This window comes from Escherichia sp. MOD1-EC6842 (assembly GCF_002965705.1).
Taxonomy (GTDB): domain Bacteria; phylum Pseudomonadota; class Gammaproteobacteria; order Enterobacterales; family Enterobacteriaceae; genus Escherichia; species Escherichia ruysiae.
In genome coordinates, this window is the sequence record NZ_PTRF01000006.1 from 243,847 (window position 1) to 267,230 (window position 23,384).

The 23,384-nt window shown below is 50.2% G+C and carries 24 protein-coding genes and 1 tRNA gene; 13 read left to right on the plus strand and 12 right to left on the minus strand.

The window, feature by feature from the left end; translation table 11 throughout:
• Nucleotides 1-182 precede the first annotated feature (182 nt).
• Together A7Z29_RS10015 and A7Z29_RS10020 are read left to right on the plus strand one after the other, a co-directional pair.
• Nucleotides 183-1,733 carry a YjjI family glycine radical enzyme gene (locus A7Z29_RS10015; RefSeq protein ID WP_105290157.1) on the plus strand — a complete coding sequence of 517 codons (1,551 nt, stop codon included), beginning with the start codon at nucleotides 183-185 and terminating at the stop codon, nucleotides 1,731-1,733.
• Nucleotides 1,705-2,568 carry a YjjW family glycine radical enzyme activase gene (locus A7Z29_RS10020; protein WP_105290158.1) on the plus strand — a complete coding sequence of 288 codons (864 nt, stop codon included), beginning with the start codon at nucleotides 1,705-1,707 and terminating at the stop codon, nucleotides 2,566-2,568. Before A7Z29_RS10015 ends, A7Z29_RS10020 begins: the two co-directional genes overlap by 29 nt.
• A gap of 114 nt (nucleotides 2,569-2,682) precedes the next feature.
• Here the strand turns inward: A7Z29_RS10020 and A7Z29_RS10025 are convergent, their stop codons facing one another.
• The 8 genes from A7Z29_RS10025 to holD all read right to left on the minus strand — a co-directional run bounded on the left by A7Z29_RS10025 (nucleotide 2,683) and on the right by holD (nucleotide 9,148).
• A complete protein-coding gene (locus A7Z29_RS10025) occupies nucleotides 2,683-3,471 on the minus strand; it encodes a metal-dependent hydrolase (RefSeq protein ID WP_105290159.1) in 789 nt (262 codons plus the stop codon).
• Nucleotides 3,468-4,541 carry a patatin-like phospholipase family protein gene (locus A7Z29_RS10030; RefSeq protein ID WP_010345506.1) on the minus strand — a complete coding sequence of 358 codons (1,074 nt, stop codon included), beginning with the start codon at nucleotides 4,539-4,541 and terminating at the stop codon, nucleotides 3,468-3,470. The genes A7Z29_RS10025 and A7Z29_RS10030 overlap by 4 nt, the downstream gene beginning before the upstream one ends.
• Before the next feature lie 121 nt (nucleotides 4,542-4,662).
• Nucleotides 4,663-4,824: a DUF1328 domain-containing protein gene (locus tag A7Z29_RS10035; protein WP_000490275.1), complete on the minus strand. Its 162-nt coding sequence runs from the start codon at nucleotides 4,822-4,824 to the stop codon at nucleotides 4,663-4,665.
• A 115-nt stretch (nucleotides 4,825-4,939) separates the two neighbouring features.
• A complete protein-coding gene (gene osmY, locus A7Z29_RS10040; RefSeq protein WP_032224325.1) occupies nucleotides 4,940-5,545 on the minus strand; it encodes a molecular chaperone OsmY in 606 nt (201 codons plus the stop codon).
• Between the two features lie 402 nt (nucleotides 5,546-5,947).
• Nucleotides 5,948-7,537 (minus strand): peptide chain release factor 3, encoded by a 1,590-nt coding sequence (gene prfC, locus A7Z29_RS10045; RefSeq protein WP_000175941.1) that lies wholly within the window; start codon nucleotides 7,535-7,537, stop codon nucleotides 5,948-5,950.
• A 90-nt stretch (nucleotides 7,538-7,627) separates the two neighbouring features.
• Nucleotides 7,628-8,305 carry a pyrimidine 5'-nucleotidase gene (gene yjjG, locus A7Z29_RS10050; RefSeq protein WP_000870704.1) on the minus strand — a complete coding sequence of 226 codons (678 nt, stop codon included), beginning with the start codon at nucleotides 8,303-8,305 and terminating at the stop codon, nucleotides 7,628-7,630.
• Nucleotides 8,306-8,319: 14 nt separating this feature from the next.
• Nucleotides 8,320-8,766: a ribosomal protein S18-alanine N-acetyltransferase gene (gene rimI / locus A7Z29_RS10055; RefSeq protein ID WP_105290160.1), complete on the minus strand. Its 447-nt coding sequence runs from the start codon at nucleotides 8,764-8,766 to the stop codon at nucleotides 8,320-8,322.
• Complete coding sequence (gene holD / locus A7Z29_RS10060; protein WP_105290161.1) at nucleotides 8,735-9,148, minus strand: DNA polymerase III subunit psi; 414 nt, start codon at nucleotides 9,146-9,148, stop codon at nucleotides 8,735-8,737. Before holD ends, rimI begins: the two co-directional genes overlap by 32 nt.
• A 102-nt stretch (nucleotides 9,149-9,250) precedes the next feature.
• Between holD and rsmC the strand changes: the two genes are divergently transcribed.
• Together rsmC and A7Z29_RS10070 are read left to right on the plus strand one after the other, a co-directional pair.
• Nucleotides 9,251-10,282 (plus strand): 16S rRNA (guanine(1207)-N(2))-methyltransferase RsmC, encoded by a 1,032-nt coding sequence (gene rsmC, locus A7Z29_RS10065; RefSeq protein ID WP_001272354.1) that lies wholly within the window; start codon nucleotides 9,251-9,253, stop codon nucleotides 10,280-10,282.
• Between the two features lie 300 nt (nucleotides 10,283-10,582).
• A tRNA-Leu gene (locus tag A7Z29_RS10070) sits at nucleotides 10,583-10,669 on the plus strand.
• A gap of 38 nt (nucleotides 10,670-10,707) precedes the next feature.
• On the opposite strand, the gene A7Z29_RS10075 is transcribed toward A7Z29_RS10070, so the two are convergent.
• On the minus strand, nucleotides 10,708-10,944 hold the full coding sequence (locus A7Z29_RS10075; RefSeq protein ID WP_000941740.1) for a DUF1435 domain-containing protein: 237 nt from the start codon (nucleotides 10,942-10,944) through the stop codon (nucleotides 10,708-10,710).
• A 140-nt stretch (nucleotides 10,945-11,084) separates the two neighbouring features.
• Here A7Z29_RS10075 and fhuF point away from each other — a divergent pair, with 140 nt between their 5' ends.
• A complete protein-coding gene (gene fhuF, locus A7Z29_RS10080) occupies nucleotides 11,085-11,873 on the plus strand; it encodes a siderophore-iron reductase FhuF (RefSeq protein ID WP_032227059.1) in 789 nt (262 codons plus the stop codon).
• Between the two features lie 36 nt (nucleotides 11,874-11,909).
• On the opposite strand, the gene bglJ is transcribed toward fhuF, so the two are convergent.
• Together bglJ and A7Z29_RS10090 are read right to left on the minus strand one after the other, a co-directional pair.
• Nucleotides 11,910-12,587, minus strand: a complete 678-nt coding sequence (gene bglJ, locus A7Z29_RS10085) for a DNA-binding transcriptional activator BglJ (RefSeq protein ID WP_024165170.1) — start codon at nucleotides 12,585-12,587, stop codon at nucleotides 11,910-11,912.
• On the minus strand, nucleotides 12,545-13,270 hold the full coding sequence (locus A7Z29_RS10090; RefSeq protein WP_000936647.1) for a helix-turn-helix domain-containing protein: 726 nt from the start codon (nucleotides 13,268-13,270) through the stop codon (nucleotides 12,545-12,547). The genes bglJ and A7Z29_RS10090 overlap by 43 nt, the downstream gene beginning before the upstream one ends.
• Before the next feature lie 617 nt (nucleotides 13,271-13,887).
• On the opposite strand from A7Z29_RS10090, the gene A7Z29_RS10095 reads away from it, so the two are divergent.
• From A7Z29_RS10095 to opgB, 6 genes are all read left to right on the plus strand, one after another.
• Complete coding sequence (locus tag A7Z29_RS10095) at nucleotides 13,888-14,658, plus strand: threonine/serine exporter family protein (protein WP_024212502.1); 771 nt, start codon at nucleotides 13,888-13,890, stop codon at nucleotides 14,656-14,658.
• A complete protein-coding gene (locus tag A7Z29_RS10100) occupies nucleotides 14,649-15,122 on the plus strand; it encodes a threonine/serine exporter (RefSeq protein ID WP_032227057.1) in 474 nt (157 codons plus the stop codon). Before A7Z29_RS10095 ends, A7Z29_RS10100 begins: the two co-directional genes overlap by 10 nt.
• Before the next feature lie 106 nt (nucleotides 15,123-15,228).
• Nucleotides 15,229-15,768, plus strand: a complete 540-nt coding sequence (gene dnaT, locus A7Z29_RS10105) for a primosomal protein DnaT (RefSeq protein WP_010346632.1) — start codon at nucleotides 15,229-15,231, stop codon at nucleotides 15,766-15,768.
• A gap of 2 nt (nucleotides 15,769-15,770) precedes the next feature.
• Nucleotides 15,771-16,508, plus strand: a complete 738-nt coding sequence (dnaC, locus tag A7Z29_RS10110; RefSeq protein WP_000799918.1) for a DNA replication protein DnaC — start codon at nucleotides 15,771-15,773, stop codon at nucleotides 16,506-16,508.
• Nucleotides 16,509-16,556: 48 nt separating this feature from the next.
• Nucleotides 16,557-17,051, plus strand: a complete 495-nt coding sequence (gene yjjA, locus A7Z29_RS10115) for a DUF2501 domain-containing protein YjjA (RefSeq protein WP_077629660.1) — start codon at nucleotides 16,557-16,559, stop codon at nucleotides 17,049-17,051.
• A gap of 254 nt (nucleotides 17,052-17,305) precedes the next feature.
• The gene (gene opgB / locus A7Z29_RS10120) at nucleotides 17,306-19,597 is read left to right on the plus strand and encodes a phosphatidylglycerol--membrane-oligosaccharide glycerophosphotransferase (protein ID WP_085460350.1); all 2,292 of its coding nucleotides are present in this window, start codon (nucleotides 17,306-17,308) and stop codon (nucleotides 19,595-19,597) included.
• A 119-nt stretch (nucleotides 19,598-19,716) separates the two neighbouring features.
• On the opposite strand, the gene A7Z29_RS10125 is transcribed toward opgB, so the two are convergent.
• The gene (locus A7Z29_RS10125) at nucleotides 19,717-20,739 is read right to left on the minus strand and encodes a zinc-binding alcohol dehydrogenase family protein (protein ID WP_105290162.1); all 1,023 of its coding nucleotides are present in this window, start codon (nucleotides 20,737-20,739) and stop codon (nucleotides 19,717-19,719) included.
• Between the two features lie 138 nt (nucleotides 20,740-20,877).
• On the opposite strand from A7Z29_RS10125, the gene A7Z29_RS10130 reads away from it, so the two are divergent.
• Together A7Z29_RS10130 and A7Z29_RS10135 are read left to right on the plus strand one after the other, a co-directional pair.
• Nucleotides 20,878-21,792 (plus strand): GntR family transcriptional regulator, encoded by a 915-nt coding sequence (locus A7Z29_RS10130; RefSeq protein ID WP_032227054.1) that lies wholly within the window; start codon nucleotides 20,878-20,880, stop codon nucleotides 21,790-21,792.
• A 217-nt stretch (nucleotides 21,793-22,009) separates the two neighbouring features.
• Nucleotides 22,010-23,371 (plus strand): MFS transporter, encoded by a 1,362-nt coding sequence (locus tag A7Z29_RS10135; protein ID WP_085460289.1) that lies wholly within the window; start codon nucleotides 22,010-22,012, stop codon nucleotides 23,369-23,371.
• The last annotated feature ends 13 nt before the right edge of the window (nucleotides 23,372-23,384 follow it).

Sequence of the window (23,384 nt, forward strand, 5' to 3'; positions counted from 1 at the left end):
ACTTCGATATACATCACAATTAAGAAAATCTACTTACAAATTTGCATTATGGTAATGCGATCTGGATCAAATAATTCACTTTCAAATGAATGCGCCAGTGGTGGCAAACGCATCAGGATCAAAGTGAACATCACGAAACCTCTTACAATGGCGCATCACCTTCGGCATAAAAGGAAAAGAAGATGCCCACTTCTCATGAAATGGCACTGCAACAACGTTGCCAGCAAATTGTCACCAGTCCGGTACTTAGCCCGGAGCAGAAGCGCCATTTTCTGGCACTGGAAGCAGAAAACAATCTGCCTTACCCACAGCTTCCTGCCGAAGCCCGCCGCGCGCTGGATGAAGGCGTAATCTGCGATATGTTTGAAGGTCATGCGCCGTACAAACCGCGCTATGTCTTACCCGATTACGCCCGTTTTCTGGCGAACGGTTCTGAATGGCTGGAGCTGGAAGGCGCGAAAGATCTTGATGATGCGCTCTCCCTGCTGACCATTCTTTATCACCATGTCCCGTCAGTCACATCAATGCCGGTCTACCTGGGGCAACTGGATGCGTTGTTGCAACCGTATGTTAAAATTCTAACACAAGACGAAATCGATATTCGAATAAAACGTTTCTGGCGTTATCTCGACAGAACCCTGCCAGACGCTTTTATGCATGCCAATATCGGCCCGTCCGATTCCCCCATCACCCGTGCAATTTTACGCGCAGATGCTGAGCTGAAGCAGGTTTCTCCAAATCTGACCTTTATCTACGATCCTGAAATCACCCCTGATGATCTGCTGCTGGAAGTGGCAAAAAACATTTGTGAATGTAGCAAACCGCACATCGCCAACGGTCCGGTGCATGATAAAATTTTCACAAAAGGGGGCTACGGGATCGTGAGCTGTTACAACTCACTGCCGCTGGCTGGCGGTGGCAGCACGCTAGTACGCCTTAATCTGAAAGCCATTGCAGAGCACAGTGAATCGCTGGATGACTTCTTTACGCGCACTCTACCGCACTACTGCCAGCAGCAGATCGCCATCATCGATGCGCGATGTGAATTTCTCTATCAACAATCACACTTCTTTGAGAATAGCTTCCTGGTCAAAGAAGGGTTGATTGATCCTGAACGTTTTGTGCCGATGTTTGGCATGTACGGGCTGGCGGAAGCGGTTAACTTGCTGTGCGAGAAAGAAGGGATTGCCGCGCGCTACGGTAAAGAAGCCGCCGCAAATGAAGTCGGTTATCGCATCAGCGCGCAACTGGCGGAGTTTGTCGCCAATACTCCCGTGAAATATGGCTGGCAAAAACGCGCCATGTTACACGCACAGTCGGGGATCAGTTCCGATATCGGCACCACGCCGGGGGCGCGATTGCCGTATGGCGATGAGCCAGATCCAATCACCCATCTGCAAACCGTCGCCCCGCATCATGCATATTATTACTCTGGGATCAGCGACATTCTGACGCTCGACGAAACCATCAAGCGTAATCCACAGGCGCTGGTACAGCTTTGCCTCGGTGCCTTTAAAGCCGGAATGCGTGAATTTACCGCCAATGTCAGCGGTAACGATCTGGTTCGTGTTACCGGTTATATGGTGCGTTTGTCGGATTTAGAAAAATATCGTGCCGAAGGTTCACGTACCAACACAACATGGCTGGGCGAAGAAGCTGCACGTAACACTCGTATTCTGGAACGCCAGCCGCGCGTGATAAGCCATGAACAGCAGATGCGCTTTAGTCAGTAAGATTATCCCCTTCTCCTGCGTTGACGGGCCAGGCAGTCGTCTGGCTCTGTTTTTACAAGGGTGCAATCTGCGCTGCAAAAACTGTCACAATCCGTGGACGATGGGGCGCTGTAATAATTGCGCGGAATGCGTGCCACAGTGTCCGCATCAGGCGTTGCAGATTGTTGACAGCAAAGTGGTGTGGAACGTTGCAGTCTGCGAGCAGTGCGATACCTGCCTGAAGATGTGCCCGCAGAATGCCACGCCGATGGCGCAAACCATGAGCGTGGACGAGGTGCTTAGTCATATCCGCAAAGCGGTGTTGTTTATTGAAGGGATCACGGTGAGCGGTGGCGAAGCCACGACCCAACTGCCGTTTGTGGTGGCGCTGTTTACTGCTATCAAAAATGATCCACAATTGCGCCATCTCACCTGTCTGGTGGACAGCAACGGCATGTTGAGCGAAACCGGCTGGGAAAAATTGCTTCCGGTGTGCGACGGCGCAATGCTCGATCTCAAAGCGTGGGGGAGCGAATGTCATCAACAGTTAACCGGACGCGATAATCAACAGATTAAGCGCAGCATCAGTTTGCTTGCAGAGCGCGGCAAGCTGGCAGAACTGCGTTTACTGGTAATCCCCAATCTGGTGGATTATTTGCAACACATTGAAGAACTGGCGGCGTTTATCAAGGGACTTGGCGATGTTCCGGTACGCTTGAACGCGTTTCATGCCCACGGCGTATATGGCGAAGCGCAAAGCTGGGCGAGCGCCACACCGGAAGACGTTGAGCAGTTGGCTGGTGCGTTACGGGAGCGCGGGGTAAGTCGATTGATATTTCCGGCGCTGTATTTGTGACATGCCAGAGATGTCGCAAAACTCAACATCAAGCACAATCAGTCCCCTCGCCCCTCTGGGGAGAGGGTTAGGGTGAGGGGAACAAGCAGCACCATTGTTCACTTACGGACGGCCTTACCAGCCATCGGGCACGTTAAACACCGCATACGTGTTATTAAGCAACACGTCGGCAATCTCATCTGCGGGTTCCGGGCGTAACTCGCACAGTACGGCAAATACCCGGGCAGCCTGCTCCGGGCGGTTAGGCTGCCCCTGAAAGCCGTTGAGCGGCATATCCGGCGCGTCGGTTTCCAGCAACAACGATGCCAGCGGTAATTTTGCGATGACATCGCGGGTTTTACTGGCGCGTGGATAGGTGATAGTACCGCCTACACCGATTTTGTAGCCCAGCTGTACAAACCGTTCAGCCTGTTGCAGGCTGCCGGAAAAACCGTGAACCACGCCAGTGCGCGATAAATCGTGGCGTTTAAGATGCATCGCCAGTTTGTCATGCGTGCGCCGTGAATGCAGGATCACCGGCAGATCGTAGCGTTTCGCCAGTTTCAGTTGTTCGTCAAGTAACCACTGCTGCCTCTCAAATTGCGGATCGTCGCCAAAGAGATCCAGGCCTACCTCCCCTACCGCCACCACCTTCGGCGAGCGCCTTTCCAGTGCCTGCTGTAACTGCTCCAGCGACGCATCGCAATGTTTTTCCAACATCCCCGGATGCAACCCTAAGGCGGCATACAGCGGTTGATAATTTTCCGCTAACGCCTGCACGTGGGCAAAATTTGCCGCCTCAGTTGCCGGTACAATGATCTTGCCTACGCCCGCTTGTGCCGCGCGTTGCAGGCTGGCCTCTTCATCACCGCTAAACGGCGGAAAATCAAAATGGCAGTGGGTGTCGATAAAACGGCAAATCAAGCCAGATCCTCGTTGTTAAATGTCGGGTCATTCGCCTGCGGGGCGTCTATCACCTCGGTAACCAGCGTATCGTTGGCGACTGGCGCTGGCGGAATGACGATCGGTTCCGGCATCGCCACAGGCACCAGATGGCGAGTGAACGGTGCTTTTTCGGTTAGCATTTTACCGACCGTGGCCAGGAAATAGCGACCGCATAAACGCCCAAGTTTATAGTCATCGCGTAGCGCCGGAAGCCGACTGCCAAGCGCGATGCTATGCAGCGGCTTCGGCGGATAAATTTCGAAAATGCGTAGCTTGCCTGGCGGTTTCTCAATAAATTGCTGGATGGCGCGATAGCTGGTTTCATGATGCTGCACCAGATTGACCAGCGGTTGTAGGCTACTGTCTCCCAGCCAGCGTTCCATGCGTTTAAACCACTGCGGCGTATAGTACATTTGCGACGGCACGGTGCGGATTACCACCAGCGTTTTCGCCCCCTGTCTTGCCGCTTCTTTAACCGGAATCGCATCGCTGACGCCACCATCAAAATAGTTAATCCCATCAAGTGAAACCCCGGTGCGATAAAAACCTGGAATAGCACTGGAGGCGCGAATCAAATCCAGCCAGTTTTGTTTGGTTGGTAAAAAGTAATTTGGTGTGTAGTCATCCTGACGACAGGCACACATATAAAACGATTTGCCGCTATCGAACAACCGCGCGGCGGTATCCATCTGCAACGGCATCTGGCGTGCAGTCGCTTCCACCAGCCAGTCGAGATCGATAAGATTTCCTCCACGGACAAAGCGCACTGGATCGAAAAATTCGCGCTTTGTGGTATAGCGCATGATGACTTTGCGCGCGTAACCGGGCTGATTACAAATATACGCCGAAAGGTTCTGCGCCCCGGCGGACGTGCCAAAATAGAGATCGAAAGGATTAAACTGCGCGCGCATAAACTCATCCAGCACGCCAGCCGTAAAGATTCCACGCTGCCCGCCGCCTTCGCACACCAACGCAATTCGTCCAGGCTGGAACGGCCTTAGCGACAACGGCGCAATATTACCAAGCGTTACAGGTATTCGCTGCCCCACCTCTGCCTTCCTGTTTTTGTTGTGAAAGAATGACAAAGTAACGCAATTTATTATTCGCTAAAACCGCAAAAGCCAGTCCGCTGGACTGGCTTTGTATAAAATTTTCTTAATCGTCTGAAATCTAGGGTCGTTTTCGGCCCATGAACAAACTCACCAGGAACAGAATAATCCCGACGACAAAGACAATTTTTGCAGCACCCGCTGCAGTACCGGCCAGACCACCAAACCCAAGAGCGGCGGCGATTAACGCGATAACCAGAAATATGATGCCCCAACGAAACATAAGCCTCTCCTTTACCATAGTTAATGTCACCGCTTGATATTCACTCAATGCGATATTTTTAGTGTGGTGCACATCGCGCCTCCCGACAAAGTTCGGGAGGACGAATTACGACGAATTACTTAGTTTTCAGATCATTTTTAACGCTTTTCACACCATCTACCGCTTTGGCGATACTTTCAGCACGGTCGCTCTGTGCCTGAGAATCTACGGTTCCGGAGAGCTGAACCACGCCATCGGTGGTTTCAACTTTCACTTTACGTGAAGGAACAATGTCGTCCGCCAGCAGTTTGGCTTTGATTTCACTGGTGGTGGCGGTGTCACCGGCGTAACCCTTCACGGAGCTTTCTTTAGCGTCGCGAACGTGCAGTTTGTCGCTGACGGAGGTCACGCCTTCAACGCCTTTCGCCACTTTCACTGCCTCTTCGGCCTGTGCCTGGCTTTCAACAAATCCGCTTAAAGTCACGACTTTTTGATCGGTTTTGACAGAGATATCAGTGCTCTTGATATTTTCATGATCCACCAGAGCCGCCTTCACTTTCGCTGTGATGGCGCTGTCATCCATGAAATTACCGACTTTATTCATAGAGCTATCGACTTTTTGCCCTGCGCTTTCATTGGTGGTCTGCGCGTTGTTTTCCGCGTAGGCAGAACCGGTCGCGACGGCAGAGGTCAGCATTACAGCCAGCAGAGTTTTCGAAATCTTCAGTCTTGTCATAGTCATCGATTTATTCCTGTATATTTGCTCGTAATTTGAGCCAGGCAACACGAGGTTGCATTGCTGAATAGGGAGAGACTTCACCCTCGACAGAAGTCAATGGTCGCCATCACAAAAGCGATAGGTGATGAATAACGACCGTTACAACTTCTTAATCAGTTATTAATATCAATCGAATGACAGTTAACGGTTTTAAATACTGTTACCTACTCATATAACGGTATTTAAAGCCGACACAAATGTCATTGCTTTGTTAAATATAGATCACAATTTTGAAACCGCTCGCCATATCGGCTAAAAAGCGAGCAAACATAAGCGAAAGCGAATGTTTTAAGAACATTCCGCAAGCGGCTAATAAGGAAGGGAAATTGACAGGGCGCAGCGGCTGCCGCGCCCTGGAAGCAAGAATTAATGCTCGCGGGTCTGGTGGAATTGAACGTCCGGATAACGCTCTTGCGCTAAGCGTAGGTTAACCATGCTGGTGGCGATGTAAGCGAGGTTATCGCCGCCATCGAGCGCCAGTTGACCTTCGTTCTTACGCTTGAACTCTTCGAATTTCTTTGCGTCCGCGCATTCTACCCAGCGGGCGGTGGCAACGTTGACTGACTCATACACTGCTTCAACGTTGTATTCGCTTTTCAGGCGCGATACCACCACATCAAACTGCAGCACACCAACCGCACCGACGATCAGGTCGTTATTGGAGATCGGACGGAACACTTGCACTGCGCCCTCTTCAGAAAGCTGTACCAGCCCTTTGAGCAGCTGTTTTTGCTTCAGCGGATCTTTCAGACGTATACGACGGAACAGTTCCGGTGCGAAGTTCGGAATACCGGTGAACTTCATCATCTCACCCTGGGTAAAGGTGTCGCCGATCTGAATGGTGCCGTGGTTGTGCAGGCCGAGGATATCGCCAGGATACGCTTCTTCAACGTGCGAACGGTCACCCGCCATAAAGGTCAGCGCGTCAGAGATCACCACGTCTTTCGCGGTGCGCACCTGGCGCAGCTTCATGCCTTTTTCATATTTACCGGATACCACGCGCATAAACGCCACGCGGTCGCGGTGTTTCGGGTCCATGTTGGCCTGAATTTTAAATACGAAGCCGGTAAATTTGTCTTCGCTCGCTTCTACGGTACGGGTATCAGTCTGACGCGGCATCGGCGCAGGCGCCCACTCCACCAGACCATCCAGCATATGATCGACGCCGAAGTTACCCAGCGCAGTACCGAAGAATACCGGAGTAATTTCGCCCGCAAGGAACAATTCTTTGTCGAACTCGTTAGAGGCGCCTTTCACCAGTTCCAGTTCGTCACGCAGTTGCTGTGCCAGATCTTCTCCAACCGCAGCGTCGAGATCCGGGTTGTTCAGCCCTTTAACAATGCGTACTTCCTGAATGGTGTGACCTTTACCGCTCTGGTAGAGATAGGTTTCATCTTTATACAGGTGATAAACGCCTTTAAACAGCTTGCCGCAGCCAATCGGCCAGGTGATCGGCGCACAGCCGATTTTCAGCTCGTTCTCAACTTCATCGAGCAATTCCATCGGGTCGCGGATATCACGGTCAAGTTTGTTCATAAAGGTGAGGATCGGCGTATCGCGCAGACGGGTAACTTCCATCAGCTTGCGGGTACGATCTTCAACACCTTTTGCAGCGTCGATAACCATCAGGCAGCAGTCCACCGCCGTCAGGGTACGATAGGTATCTTCCGAGAAGTCTTCGTGCCCCGGGGTGTCAAGCAGGTTAACCAGGCAGTCGTGATACGGAAACTGCATCACAGACGTGGTAATGGAGATCCCACGCTGCTTTTCCATCTCCATCCAGTCCGACTTAGCGTGCTGGTTGGAACCACGGCCTTTTACTGTACCGGCGGTCTGAATGGCCTGTCCGAACAGCAGCACCTTCTCGGTGATGGTGGTTTTACCGGCGTCCGGGTGAGAAATTATGGCAAAGGTGCGGCGCTTCGCCACCTCTTGCAAATAAGGAGACAACGTCATAATTCTTTCTTCTTGAGTAAGCGGCATCGCGCCGCGCTTGTTGAAAACGAAAAATTGCGGCTATTTTACCCATCAACGGGGGGGAGGCAATCAGTGTTTACACAGGAGTTGCTCCAGTTCGTGCAACGAAGAAACGGTCCAGGTGGGCGCAATGCCTTCTGGTTGCTCGCGATTGTGCGCATTCAGCCAGCAGGTAGCAAGCCCGGCGTTGATGCCACCGAGAATATCGGACTCAGCAGTGTCACCAACCATTAGCACGCGTGAACGGTCAGGATTGCCCGCCTGTTCCAGCGCATAATCGAAAATTTTCTTATTCGGTTTGGCAACGCCAACTTCTTCGGAAATCACCAGCAAATCGAAATAATCACGCAAACCCGTTCGTTCCAGACGCACTTGCTGCAAGGCACTAAAACCGTTGGTGATGATGCCGATTTTGGCATTGCCGCGAATGGCGTTAAGCAGGGAAACCGCGCCAGGCAGCGGTGTGCAGATTTCCGCCATCGCATTAATAAAGGCAGCGTTGAGTTTACCCGGCTCGACGTTCAGCCGTTCGGCCCAGCTTTCAAAACGCCCGTGCTGGAGCTGTAATGAAGTGATCGCGCCGTTTTGATAATCCACCCACAGTGGTTTGTTAACGGCCTGATAGTCCTGAAAATCTTCAGCGGTAAAGGTGACGCTGTAGTCAAGGAACATCCGCTGCAGGCCGGTGAACGAGTCAAAAGTAAACAGCGTTTCATCGGCATCAAAGAAAATCCAGTCCCACTTCATTATTCCACCTTGTCTTACATACTGATTGGCAACGCCATGATGATGGCGTCTTCGCGACCGTCCGTGGTGGGGTAGTAATTGCGGCGAATCGTCGCCTCGTTAAAGCCTAAACTTTCGTACAGAGCAATGGCAGCGGCGTTAGAGGCGCGGACTTCCAGCCATAGCGTCGCCACGCCGCGTTTTTCCAGCTCGTCGATCAGATGTTCCAGCAACGCCCTTCCCAGTCCCTGACGCTGATAGTCGGGATCGACCGCAATATTGAACAATGTAGCTTCATCCAGCACCACTTGCGTAATCGCAAACGCAGCCATTTTGCCGTCTTGTGTCAACTGAAAGTTGAGATAGCGTTCGCCCTGGTTGCTGGCAAAGGTTTTTTCACTCCACGGAAAGGCGTGGGCGCGTTGTTCAATGTGGAAAGCCGCAGGTAAATCAGTCGGTTCGAGGGAAGAAATCGTGTTCATATGTGCAAATTTGTTGCCATAACGCGGCGCGTGCCGTTGGGTTTGCCCGTAATTCGGTGAGCGCCGGTGATGTCACCTGAGCGCCCTCCAGTGACAGCGGTTCGTCAGTACCCAACCGCCAACTGTTGCATCGACTGCCTTGCGGCAGCATCGCGATCCTATCTGGCGTCAGTTGCAGCACCTGATCGGGGCTGACGGTTAATGCGCGCAGAACATCGCTCACCAGAGGATCGGTCAGGGCGGGAAGATCGTTTGCCACCATCACCAGACGGACGTGTGCCGGGATCGCAATGGCAATCTCCCCCTGCAACGCGCCAGGGCGACGCAGCGACCACTGGGTAATGCCCAGCTGCTGTAACTGCCAGTCTCGTCGGGATGTCATAGCGAATCGCTCCTGTTGTCAGGGGCGCAAATATAGCAAATTCGTCGATACCGCGCCAACATATGGCTATAATCGCCGCCAGTATCAATTGAGGAGCATTCCATGTCTGCATTTACCCCGGCAAGTGAAGTCTTGCTGCGCCACAGTGATGATTTCGAACAAAGCCGTATTCTGTTTGCCGGTGACTTACAGGATGACCTGCCCGCGCGTTTAGATACCGCGACCAGTCGTGCTCATACCCAGCAATTCCACCACTGGCAGGTGTTAAGCCGCCAGATGGGTGATAACGCCCGTTTTAGTCTGGTTGCAACGGCGGACGACGTCGCAGATTGCGATACGCTGATTTACTACTGGCCGAAGAACAAACCGGAAGCTCAGTTCCAGTTGATGAATTTACTTTCTCTGCTGCCAGTGGGCACTGACATTTTCGTCGTTGGCGAAAACCGTAGCGGCGTGCGCAGCGCCGAGCAAATGCTGGCAGATTATGCGCCATTGAATAAGGTAGACAGCGCCCGTCGCTGCGGCCTCTATTTTGGTCGTCTGGAAAAACAGCCGGTATTTGATGCCGATAAATTCTGGGGCGAATACAGCGTCGATGGCCTGACGGTCAAAACGCTGCCTGGCGTGTTTAGCCGCGACGGTCTGGATGTCGGTAGCCAGTTGCTGCTCTCGACGTTAACCCCGCACACGAAAGGTAAAGTGCTGGATGTTGGCTGCGGTGCGGGCGTGCTTTCAGTTGCCTTTGCGCGCCATTCACCGAAGATTCGCCTCACTCTGTGCGATGTTTCTGCACCAGCGGTAGAAGCCAGCCGCGCAACGCTTGCTGCTAACGGTGTTGAAGGTGAAGTCTTTGCCAGCAACGTCTTTTCTGAGGTGAAAGGTCGTTTTGATATGATCATCTCCAACCCGCCGTTCCACGATGGGATGCAAACCAGCCTGGATGCCGCGCAAACGCTGATTCGCGGCGCGGTGCGTCATCTTAATAGCGGCGGCGAGCTGCGAATTGTAGCGAACGCCTTCCTGCCTTATCCGGACGTGCTGGATGAGACATTTGGCTTCCACGAAGTTATCGCGCAAACCGGGCGTTTCAAGGTGTATCGCGCCATTATGACCCGCCAGGCGAAGAAAGGTTAAGTCTCTCGCCGCAATCCTTGTTGGATGCGGCGTGAACGCCTTATCCAACCTACAAAAACTGCACATTAGCCCTTCATAGGCCAGATAAGACGCGCCAGCGTCGCATCTGGCATCTGCACCCACATACCATGTCGGATGCGGCGTGAACGCCTTATCCGACATACAAAACCTGCACGTTAGCCTCCTGATGACCATTTTTCCAGCAATTACACATCAGGCGATAATTAACTATTGACGAAAAGCTGAAAACCACTAGAATGCGCCTCCGTGGTAGCAATTCTTTTTAAGAATTGATGGTATGCGAAGGTGGCGGAATTGGTAGACGCGCTAGCTTCAGGTGTTAGTGTCCTTACGGACGTGGGGGTTCAAGTCCCCCCCCTCGCACCAATTATCTTTACTTCCTCTCTTGTTTCTTCCCTGATTTTTCATCCCTGATTCCACTTTATTATCATTAACATGACGCCAGAAATAAGCGCCAGGCACGATGGTAGTAAAACGTAATGCCGTAACTGTTTGTGATATAGCATCAGCGGCGTCAACACTAATCCCATCAGAATGACAATCCGCCACTGATCCGGCGATAAATCCGCATACGTCATCCCTGCAATCAGCAATCCCGGCAGCAACACTCCCCAACCACTGCCCAGCATACGTTGCAACATGGTTTAATCTCTCAAAACGATAATGATAACCAATATCATATGATAATTTTTATCATTTGCAAGCCAGAGAAATCCCTTGCTATCGGGCAAACCTATCGCTAGGATTAGCAATCATTATCATTTAGATTACTATCACGATTATGGCCTATCGTTCTGCACCGCTCTATGAAGATGTTATCTGGCGAACGCATCTCCAGCCGCAGGATGCTGGGCTTGCGGAATCAGTACGGGCGACGATCGCAGAACATCGTGAACATTTGCTGGAGTTTATCCGTCTGGATGAACCCGCCCCGCTTAACGCCATGACACTGGCGCAATGGTCATCACCGAATGCGCTACGTTCTCTACTGGCGGTCTATTCCGATCATATCTACCGTAATCAACCGATGATGATCCGTGAGAACAAACCGCTGATCTCACTCTGGGCGCAATGGTATATCGGCCTGATGGTGCCACCCTTAATGCTGGCGCTGCTGACGCAGGAAAAAGCGTTAGACCTTTCTCCAGAACATTTCCACGTTGAGTTTCACGAAACCGGGCGCGCAGCCTGTTTCTGGGTCGATGTATGTGAAGATAAAAACGCAACAACGCATTCTCCACAACAACGAATGGAAACGTTAATCAGCCAGGCGCTTGTCCCGGTAGTGCAGGCATTAGAAGCAACTGGAGAGATCAACGGCAAACTCATCTGGAGTAATACCGGTTATTTGATCAACTGGTATCTGACAGAGATGAAGCAGTTGCTCGGCGAGGCAGCGGTTGAATCGCTGCGTCATGCCCTGTTTTTTGAGAAAACGCTCACTACAGGTGAAGATAATCCACTCTGGCGTACAGTAGTGCTACGCGATGGTCTGCTGGTACGCCGTACCTGCTGCCAGCGTTATCGCCTACCGGATGTGCAGCAATGTGGTGACTGTACGCTGAAATAAAAACTTTGCCGGGACGATAACCCGGCATTAAGCATATTAAAAGGGATGCAACACGTTACTTGTTTCGCAATGCCGCATACATAACAGAATATCTGCGGCCTCCAACAACCCCGCATCAGAACTGACGCCCAGTTTCGACATCACATTAAATTTATGCGCCCGGATCGTTTTAATATTGCGTTTAAGCTGCTCGGCAATTTGTGTCATTGAGTAGCCACGCGACATAAAACGCAATATTTCTCTCTCCGTTGGGCTTAACGTCCGGCTTTGGTTAATGTACCACTGATTATTCAGCCGATCGGTCGCCTGACGCACACCATTTAATGACAGAAACAACTCCTGATGAAAAACTTCCAGCGTCGATGCTTTACTTAATACTCCGTCCAGCGGAGATGGAGATAATGAACCGATCAACCGTGCTTCAATATCATCATCTGCAATAACCAAACGTCGGGTACGCGGAAATTTAATCGCCAGCTCAGTCAGGCAAGATAATCCTTCTCTGCGCTCACTTCTCATGGCAGAAAAAGAAAAAATGACCGCCGCGAACGAGATCCGCGACATTGCATTCTGAAACGACTCCTGACTGGTATAGGTGTGGAGCTTATAAGGGTTACCCGCAAACTTTCTGAATAAACTCTCAATACCGATACTGCTCATGACGCATTTTTCTACGAGTGCGACATTTCTCTTCTTAATTCGGCTGTGTTCCATTCTGCGGCATCTCCATAAACAGAAGGCAAGTTAAGTTCTCTTGCACCCTGTGCGCTATTTATCCATGCATACATCTCAGCATTGCTGTGAATTGCCAGCCGACGCATCGCACTGTTTTTTTGTGCGCTGATAGTTTTATTACTTTTCTTGAGCAATGAAGCTATCTGGTTGATGCCCCATCCTTTGCCTAACAGCCGCAGTACCTTACGCTCTGAAAGCGTCAGAACGACGGTGCGATAGCTAAAATCCTGAGTTTCAGCCATTGTCGGAGAGGTCAGCATCGCGCTGATACGATCCGCATACGCATTACCGGAACGAACTGTTTTAACCAGATTCTCAATGGGTTCAATATCCGACAGTAACGTCGCTGTTGGACACATTAGCAGTTCTACTGCCGGGGAGTACCAGGCACGCGAAACCATGAAAACCCAATGTATTTCCCGGTATTGTGAGATCAATGAATAGTAATGTTCACAAACGGAACGCGGGTCTTCCGTTTCGCCGGATAAATCGGCAACCACTAACCCAGCACGACGTAATTGTAATAAGGTTAACTCCTCCGCAGAGGCGCTACTCGTTATTTCATATTCAGGTAGATGGGTCCTCATGACCTCTTTTAATCCTGCCTGCATAACGGGTATTTTACTGATAACAATTCCATTTTTGCAGCATCCTGGCAACATATATCCTCCATATCCACTCTCTATAAATCATGATGGTTAATTCAGGATATTCACCCCCTAAATTAATCCAACAAATTAATAGTTCTAGCGAATAAATTATCCTTAGCATTCACTTCCATATCAGTTTACCCCTGACACACCAAAAATCCTTTGTATGTTTCAGGAGGCTAGCATCAAATAATAACCTGGTAAAATACCTCTGACACATTTAAAATATCTAAATTATGTTGTTAGAAATACTTAATCAAAAACCACAAATCCAATCAGTTTACGATATCATTCAAAATAATGGTCAAAGGCGAAACACAAGGCCTTTAGACCGAAAGAGCAACAAAAAAATCAATAAAAACTGAAAGATATTTCTTATCCAGATTCGAAAAATTGATTTTCCCTGCTATTAGCCAAACGAGTAAAAACAAAACTATAAATTCATTTCAGTGATAATATTCATGAGGATATTTATTTGACCTCTGACGCAGATCGCTTCCTGTCGCCATAACCAGAATTAATCAGCGCAATTTTGATCTTAACCAACCCCAAAACAACCGCGCTTCATGATACAAATGGGGTCTCATTATTTGAACAATACGCAGCACGTCTATGACAAAGGGCGAGTTATGCAAACTGAGCAACAGCGAGCCGTAACACGGTTATGTATCCAGTGCGGATTATTTCTTTTGCAGCACGGGGCGGAAAGTGCGCTGGTGGATGAGCTTTCTTCACGACTTGGGCGCGCGCTGGGGATGGACTGCGTTGAAAGCTCCATCTCTTCCAACGCAATTGTGCTAACCACCATTAAAGATGGTCAATGTTTAACCTCGACACGTAAAAATCAGGATCGCGGCATTAATATGCATGTGGTTACTGAAGTACAACACATTGTGATTCTGGCGGAACACAAATTGCTGGATTACAAAGGTGTGGAGAAGCGTTTTAGCCAAATACATCCTCTGCGCTATCCGCGTTGGCTGGTAGCCTTGATGGTAGGACTTTCTTGCGCCTGTTTCTGCAAACTGAATAACGGTGGCTGGGACGGCGCGCTAATTACGTTCTTCGCCAGCATGATCGCTATGTACATCCGCCAGCTGCTGGCACAACGCCATCTTCACCCACAGATAAACTTTTGCCTCACTGCATTTGCCGCCACCACGATTTCCGGCCTCCTTTTACAACTTCCGACATTCAGTCATACGCCTACCATCGCGATGGCGGCCAGCGTTCTGTTGCTGGTGCCGGGCTTTCCGTTGATTAATGCCGTCGCCGATATGTTTAAAGGCCATATCAATACCGGGCTGGCACGCTGGGCAATTGCCAGCCTGTTGACGTTGGCTACCTGCGTTGGCGTGGTGATGGCACTCACGATTTGGGGGCTACGCGGATGGGTGTGATCGAATTTCTCATAGCGTTGGTGCAGGATATGATCCTCGCGGCAATTCCTGCGGTCGGATTTGCGATGGTATTCAACGTTCCGGTTCGAGCGTTACGCTGGTGTGCGCTGCTTGGCGCGATTGGTCATGGTTCACGAATGATCTTAATGACTACCGGGCTGAATATTGAGTGGTCAACCTTTATGGCCTCTATGCTGGTCGGCACCATTGGAATTCAATGGTCGCGCTGGTATCTGGCGCATCCAAAAGTCTTTACCGTGGCGGCCGTTATCCCTATGTTCCCTGGCATCTCTGCTTATACAGCAATGATTTCAGCTGTAAAAATCAGTCAGTTAGGTTACAGCGAGCCGTTGATGATTACCCTGTTAACCAACTTTCTTACGGCGTCATCAATTGTTGGAGCATTATCCATCGGCCTTTCCATTCCTGGATTATGGTTGTACCGCAAGCGCCCTCGCGTATAAAATTGCCTCGCTTAAAGCACACGGATGAGAGACAGCCTCCTTTCATCCGTGTGTTACTATAAAAGTAATCTCCCTTCTCGTTCATCGTTCCATATTGAGAAACAGTATGTCTTCCAGAGTTTTGACCCCGGACGTCGTTGGTATTGACGCCCTGGTACACGATCACCAGACCGTTCTGGCAAAAGCTGAAGGCGGAATGGTTGCCGTATTTGCTAACAACGCTCCGGCGTTTTATGCCGTCACGCCCGCGCGTCTTGCTGAACTGCTGGCGCTGGAAGAAAAGCTGGCGCGTCCGGGAAGCGATATCGCTCTGGACGATCAACTCTATCAGGAACCGCAAACTGCCCCCGTTGCCGTACCGATGGGGAAATTTGCCATGTACCCAGACTGGCGACCCGATGCCGACTTTACCCGCCAGGCCGCGTTATGGGGCGTGGCACTAAGAGAACCCGCTACCGCCGAAGAACTGGCCTCATTCATTGCCTACTGGCAGGCGGAAGGTAAAGTTTTTCACCATGTGCAGTGGCAGCAAAAACTGGCGCGCAGTCTGCAAATTGGCCGCGCCAGCAACGGCGGACTAGCCAAACGAGATGTGAACACGGTCAGCGAACCTGACAGCCAAATTCCACCAGGATTCAGAGGGTAACGATGAAAAACGTTGGCGACCTGATGCAACGCCTGCAAAAAATGATGCCTGCCCATATCAAACCCGCCTTCAAAACGGGTGAAGAACTTCTGGCGTGGCAGAAAGAACAAGGGGCGCTCCGCTCCGCCGCTCTGGAGCGCGAGAATCGGGCGATGAAAATGCAGCGCACCTTTAACCGCTCCGGCATTCGTCCGCTGCATCAGAACTGTTCCTTTGAGAACTATCGTGTTGAATGCGAAGGGCAGATGAATGCGTTGAGCAAAGCGCGTCAATATGTCGAAGAGTTCGACGGCAACATCGCCAGCTTTATCTTTTCTGGCAAGCCGGGCACCGGTAAAAACCATCTGGCGGCGGCAATCTGCAACGAACTACTGCTGCGCGGCAAATCGGTATTGATTATTACTGTTGCCGATATTATGTCGGCGATGAAAGATACCTTCAGAAATAGCGGCGTCAGTGAAGAACAACTGCTCAACGATCTGAGCAACGTTGATCTACTGGTGATCGACGAGATCGGCGTGCAGACCGAATCTAAATACGAAAAAGTGATCATCAATCAGATCGTCGATCGTCGTTCTTCTTCCAAGCGCCCAACCGGAATGCTGACGAACAGCAATATGGAAGAAATGACGAAGTTGCTGGGCGAGCGTGTTATGGATCGTATGCGCCTGGGTAACAGTCTGTGGGTGATCTTCAACTGGGACAGTTATCGTAGTCGAGTAACGGGTAAAGAGTATTAATCCCCATTCCCGGCGTTATACTGCGACACAATTCCACCTTGAGTAATGATGATGAAAACTGTTAAACACCTTCTGTGCTGTGCAATTACCGCCAGCGCATTAATTTCCACCGGGGTAAATGCCGCTTCCTGGAAAGATGCGCTCTCCAGTGCCGCCAGCGAGTTAAGCAATCAAAACAGCACTACACAGGAAGGCGGCTGGTCGCTCGCTTCATTAACTAACCTGCTTAGTAGCGGCAACCAGGCATTAAGCGCAGATAACATGAACAATGCCGCAGGCATTCTGCAATACTGCGCGAAGCAAAAGCTGGCTTCGGTGACCGATGCGGAAAACATCAAAAACCAGGTGCTGGAAAAGTTAGGTCTGAACAGCGAAGAGCAGAAAGAAGACACCAACTATCTGGACGGTATTCAGGGTTTGCTGAAAACCAAAGATGGCCAGCAGCTTAATCTGGATAACATCGGTACGACTCCGCTGGCGGAGAAAGTGAAAACCAAAGCCTGCGATCTGGTATTAAAGCAAGGTCTGAACTTTATCTCTTGATCCGCATAACGCCGCGTTTTAGCTGTTAATCGGCTGGCGCGGCAATCCCCTTCTCTTTTTCCCGCTTCTGACGCTTTCATCCCCTGCTATGCGGGAAACAACCCCGATCAAAAAAGTCTGTTTATAAACTAATTCCTAACAACATCGCATTTTTTTGACACTAGAATTGCAGCAATATGGCAGCGCCATTACATTGTGTTTCTCAAAAAATCTTAAGCATCGGCTACACAGCCTGGTTTAGTGAGGATCGCCCGTTGTCAGAACTACTCTCATTTGCCTTGTTTCTCGCCTCTGTGCTGATCTACGCATGGAAAGCGGGACGTAACACCTGGTGGTTTGCCGCCACATTAACGGTGCTGGGGCTATTTGTCGTTTTAAATATCACCCTTTTTGCCAGTGACTACTTTACTGGCGATGGCATTAACGACGCGGTTCTCTATACCTTAACCAACAGCCTGACCGGTGCAGGCGTCAGCAAATATATCCTGCCAGGTATTGGCATTGTACTGGCACTGGCAGTCGTTTTCGGTGCACTGGGCTGGATCCTGCGCCGCCGCCGTCATCATCCGCACCATTTTGGTTACAGCCTTTTGGCGCTCTTGCTGGCACTGGCTTCTGTCGATGCCAGCCCGGCGTTTCGTCAGATAACGGAACTGGTGAAATCACAGTCACGCGACGGCGATCCGGACTTTGCGGCTTATTATAAAGAACCGTCGAAAACCATTCCTGACCCGAAACTCAACCTGGTTTATATCTACGGAGAAAGCCTCGAGCGCACCTATTTTGACAACGATGCTTTCCCGGATCTCACGCCTGAATTGGGCGCGCTGAAAAATGAAAGTCTGGATTTCAGCCACACGCAGCAGTTGCCGGGAACGGACTACACGATTGCGGGCATGGTGGCTTCCCAGTGTGGCATTCCGCTTTTTGCTCCATTTGAAGGCAACGCTTCTGCATCCGTTTCCAGCTTCTTCCCGCAGAACATCTGTCTGGGCGATATTCTGAAAAACTCGGGTTATCAGAACTATTTCGTACAGGGAGCCAATCTGCGTTTTGCCGGTAAAGATGTGTTCCTGAAATCACACGGTTTCGACCATTTGTACGGCTCGGAAGAGCTGAAAAGCGTGGTCGCAGACCCACATTATCGCAACGACTGGGGATTCTACGACGATACCGTGCTGGATGAAGCATGGAAAAAATTTGAGGAGCTGTCTCGCTCCGGTCAACGGTTCTCACTGTTTACCCTGACGGTCGATACCCATCACCCGGATGGTTTTATCTCTCGTACCTGTAATCGCAAAAAATATGATTTTGACGGTAAACCGAACCAGTCATTCAGCGCGGTAAGTTGCAGCCAGGAGAACATTGCGGCGTTTATCAATAAAATCAAAGCCTCTCCGTGGTTTAAAGATACCGTCATTGTCGTCTCTTCCGACCATCTGGCGATGAACAACACGGCATGGAAATACCTCAATAAGCAGGATCGCAATAACCTGTTTTTTGTCATCCGTGGCGACAAACCGCAGCAAGAGACGCTGGCGGTGAAGCGCAACACGATGGATAACGGCGCTACGGTACTGGATATCCTTGGTGGTGATAATTTTATCGGCCTCGGACGCAGTAGCCTTTCTGGTCAGTCAATGTCAGAAGTGTTCCTCAACATGAAAGAGAAAGTACTGGCGTGGAAACCGGATATCGTTCGTCTGTGGAAATTCCCCACCGAGATAAAAGAATTTACCATCAATCAGAATAAAAATATGATCGCCTTCTCAGGTAGTCATTTCCGTTTGCCGCTGCTGTTGCGGGTTTCAGACAAACGAGTGGAACCACTGCCAGAAAGTGAATACTCCGCGCCACTGCGTTTCCAACTGGCCGATTTCGCCCCACGTGATAATTTCATCTGGGTTGACCGCTGCTACAAAATGGGGCAGTTGTGGGCGCCGGAACTGGCGCTTTCTACCGACTGGTGTGTTTCACAGGGGCAACTTGGCGGGCAACAAACAGTGCAGCATGTCGATAAGCCAGAATGGAAAGGTAAAACGGCATTTAAGGACACGGTCATCGACATGGAACGCTACAAAGGCAATGTCGATACACTGAAGATTGTCGATAACGATATTCGCTACAAAGCAGACAGTTTCATCTTTAACGTCGCGGGTGCGCCGGAAGAGGTAAAACAGTTTAGCGGGATTTCCCGTCCGGAGTCGTGGGGACGCTGGTCCAACGCACAGCTTGGCGATGAAGTGAAAATCGAGTACAAGCATCCGCTGCCGAAGAAATTTGATTTGGTGATTACCGCCAAAGCCTACGGTAATAACGCCAGCCGCCCCATTCCGGTACGCGTTGGCAATGAAGAACAAACCATCGTGCTGGGCAACGAAGTAACCACCACTACGCTGCATTTCGAGAACCCAACCGATGCCGACACCCTGGTGATTGTGCCGCCGGAACCCGTCGCAACTAACGAAGGGAATATTCTCGGTCACTCGCCGCGTAAACTCGGTATCGGGATGGTGGAAATTAAAGTGGTGGAGCGAGAAGGGTAATCACTGACTGATTTACAGGTCGGATAAGACGCGTAAACGTCTTATCCGACCAACAAAACATTATTGATAAATAAAAATAGTGTCCAACACTGCATAGCCACTTTACCAGTCACTCATTATCAGAAAGTAACCACGCCCTTAATCAACTCACGATTGTTAATCACATCGCGCTCATAGGTTTCTGCCAGCGTGGCGAACGGATAGCGATGGGTTAACATCATGTCAGCAGTGATTTTCCCTTCCGCCATCAGCCGCCAGACTTTCGCAAAATCTTCCGGCGTAGCGTTACGGCTACCCATTATTGTGGTCTCTTTTTTGTGGAATTCTGGATCAGAGATTTGCAAATCGCCTTTAAACAGGCCGACAAAGACTACCGTGCCACCGTGGCGAATCAGATTAACAGTGTTATTCATCGCATGTTGATTACCTGTCGCGTCGATCACTTTCTGCGCCAGAGAGCCGCCAAATTGCGCACGTAGTTGGTCATCAAAATCTTCTGCGAACGGATCAAGCACGGGCAGCTCCAGACGCCTTATCACATGCTCACGCCGCGCCGGACTGGTATCCACCACCACCACATGTGCGCCATCAACTTTAGCGATTGCCGCAGCTCCCAAACCGATTGGCCCCGCCCCGACCACCAGCACTTGCTCACCAGGCGCAACTGCCGCGCGACGTACCGCATGAGCACTAATGGCGAAGGGTTCAATCAACGCTGCCGCCTGCGGGTCAATGCCATCTGCGGGCAAAATGTTCGCCTCTGGCACGCTTAAATACTCACTAAAACCGCCATCCTGATGAACGCCAATGACCGAAATGCTTTCACAGCAGTTGGTGCGACCACTTTTACACGCCGGGCATTTCTGGCAGGCAATATAAGGGATCACGGCAACTTGCTGACCATTTTTGAGATCAGCAATATCTTTACCTAATTCAACAATCTTGCCACATATTTCATGGCCTAACACACGTGGATAACTAAAAAATGGTTGATTCCCACCCCAGGCATGAATATCAGTACCACAAATTCCGACAGACTTAATCTTTATCAATACTTCATCGCCACCGGGAATAGGCATTTCATATTGTTTCCAGACTAATTCTTTCGGTTTCTGGCAAATTAATGTATTTATCTTAGGCATAATTCTGCTCTCCATTTTTTGTTGTCTTAGATATCAATGAAAATGAAAAACGCCAGTGAAATAGAAAATCTATTTTGTGAAAATACACGCATAAAAATGTTTTAAATCGGGTTTTAATAGCGCGACAAGGAGAAAAATATGAGTCGCTCACAAAATTTACGCCATAATGTAGTTAACCAGTTTATTGATGAGATGGTATGTGGTCATATCCCTTCCCCACTCCCATCGCAAAGCTCACTAGCGGAAATGTACAACGTCAGTCGCACCACGGTGCGTCATGTTCTCAGCCACTTACGCGAATGCGGTGTCCTGACGCAGGTCGGAAATGACCACGTCATCACGCGTAAACCTGATCACAACGATGGTTTTGCCTGTCCCGCAGCTTCGATAAGTGAGCAGGATAAAGTATTTGAGCAGTTTTTTTTCACGATGATAAATCAGCGTCAGTTGTTGCCTGGTGAAACTTTTTCTGAGCTACAACTGGCGCGAGCGGCAGGTGTCAGCTCGATTACGGCAAGAAAATATCTTTTAAAATTATGGTGCTACAACCTCACCCAAAGCGAAAAACGCGGTCAGTGGAGGATAAAGCATTTCGATCAATCCTACGCCGAGCAGCTTTTTGAACTGCGCGAAATGTTGGAAACGCGCTCAATCCAGCGTTTTCTCACTCTGCCTGATAATGATCCGCGCTGGTTTCAGGTGAAAACCATGCTCGAACGCCACCGAATGCTGCGTGACAACATCGGCAGTAATTTTCACACCTTCTCGCAACTGGACAGAGAGTTCCATTCCTTATTGCTTTCAGCCACTGACAATATCTTTTTCAATCAATCCATTGATATTATCTCCGTCATCTTCCACTTCCACTATCAATGGGACGAAAACGATCGCAGGCAGCGCAATATTATTGCCATAGATGAGCATATGACTATTCTCAGTGCTTTGGTTTGCCGCAGCTATGTGGATGCAACGCTTGCACTACGTAACCATTTGAATTCAGCTAAACAAGCGATGATTCGTTCCATCAAGAAGAACAAGCGGTACGTTTATTAAATACAGATTAAAAACAGCAAACTATTAGATTGTGCACGGTTTTATCAAAATATAAACGCCCGAAATTTCCGGCTTACCTATGCTCGCAACCAGTCGACTATAAATGTTTTTTTGTGAGCGGTAGTGAAATCCTAAAAATTTCATCTGCCATTAATATTAACCCTGCGCAATACATAATTACGCAATAATTAAAATATTATAAATACAGGAGTTCGGCGTGGAAAAAGAAAATATTACCCTCGATCCGCATTCGTCCTTTCGCTCATCGTCGTCGGTAGATATCCCCGTGCCACCAAATGGATTAATTCAACGTAGTCCCCGAATTAAACACATTCAAACCACCGCCATGTTGTTATTATTTATTGCTGCGGTAATAAATTTTCTCGATCGCAGTTCGCTGTCGGTAGCAAATGTAACTATTCGTGGAGAGCTGGGGTTAAACGCCACCGAGATGGGCGCTTTACTCTCCGTGTTCTCGCTCTCTTACGGGATTGCGCAATTGCCCGCAGGCATACTGCTGGACCGCAAAGGCCCACGCCTGATGCTGGGGCTAGGGATGATCGTCTGGTCGCTGTTTCAGGCAATGTCTGGCATGGTGCACAGCCTGGCGCAGTTCGTGCTGATGCGCATAGGTATGGGGATCGGCGAGGCTCCCATGAACCCGTGCGGTGTTAAAGTGATTAACGACTGGTACAACATCAAAGAACGTGGACGCCCGATGGGCTTTTTCAACGCGGCCTCCGTCATTGGTATTGCCATAAGCCCGCCGATTCTGGCGGCGATAATGCTGGCCATCGGCTGGCGTGGGATGTTTATAACCATCGGCTTACTGGGCATTTTTCTCGCCATCGCCTGGTTTATGTTCTATCGCAACCGCGAGCAGGTGGTGCTGACCGCCGCTGAACAAACCTATCTCAACGCCGGTAGCGTCAATACCCGCCGCGACCCACTCACTTTTGCCGAATGGCGCAGCCTGTTTCGTAACCGCACAATGTGGGGAATGATGCTCGGTTTCAGTGGTATGAACTATGCGGGGTGGTTGTACATTGCCTGGTTGCCAGGTTACCTGCAAACAGTCTATCACCTGGATTTAAAAAGCACGGGCTTGATGGCAGCAATACCTTTCCTGTTTGGTGGGATCGGGATGCTACTCAACGGATATGTGACCGACTGGCTGGTCAAAGGCGGGATGAAGCCGATTAAGAACCGTAAGCTCTGTATTGTTACCGGGATGTTCATTTCAGCCGCCTTTACTCTGGTAGTACCACAAGCGACAACCCCCATGAGTGCGGTTCTGCTGATTGGCATGGCGCTGTTCTGCCTTCACTTTGCTGGAACCTCCTGCTGGGGGCTGGTTCACGTAGCGGTCGCTTCTCGCATGGCTGCGTCAGTGGGCAGTATCCAGAACTTTGCCAGCTTCATGTGTGCCTCATTAGCACCGATTATTACCGGTTTTATTGTCGATACCACTCACTCATTCCGTCTGGCGCTGCTCATCTGCGGTTGCGTCACCGCAGCAGGCGCGCTGGCGTACATCTTCATGGTACATCAACCCATTAGCGATCCGCATAAAGAGTAATCTCCCCTTGCCC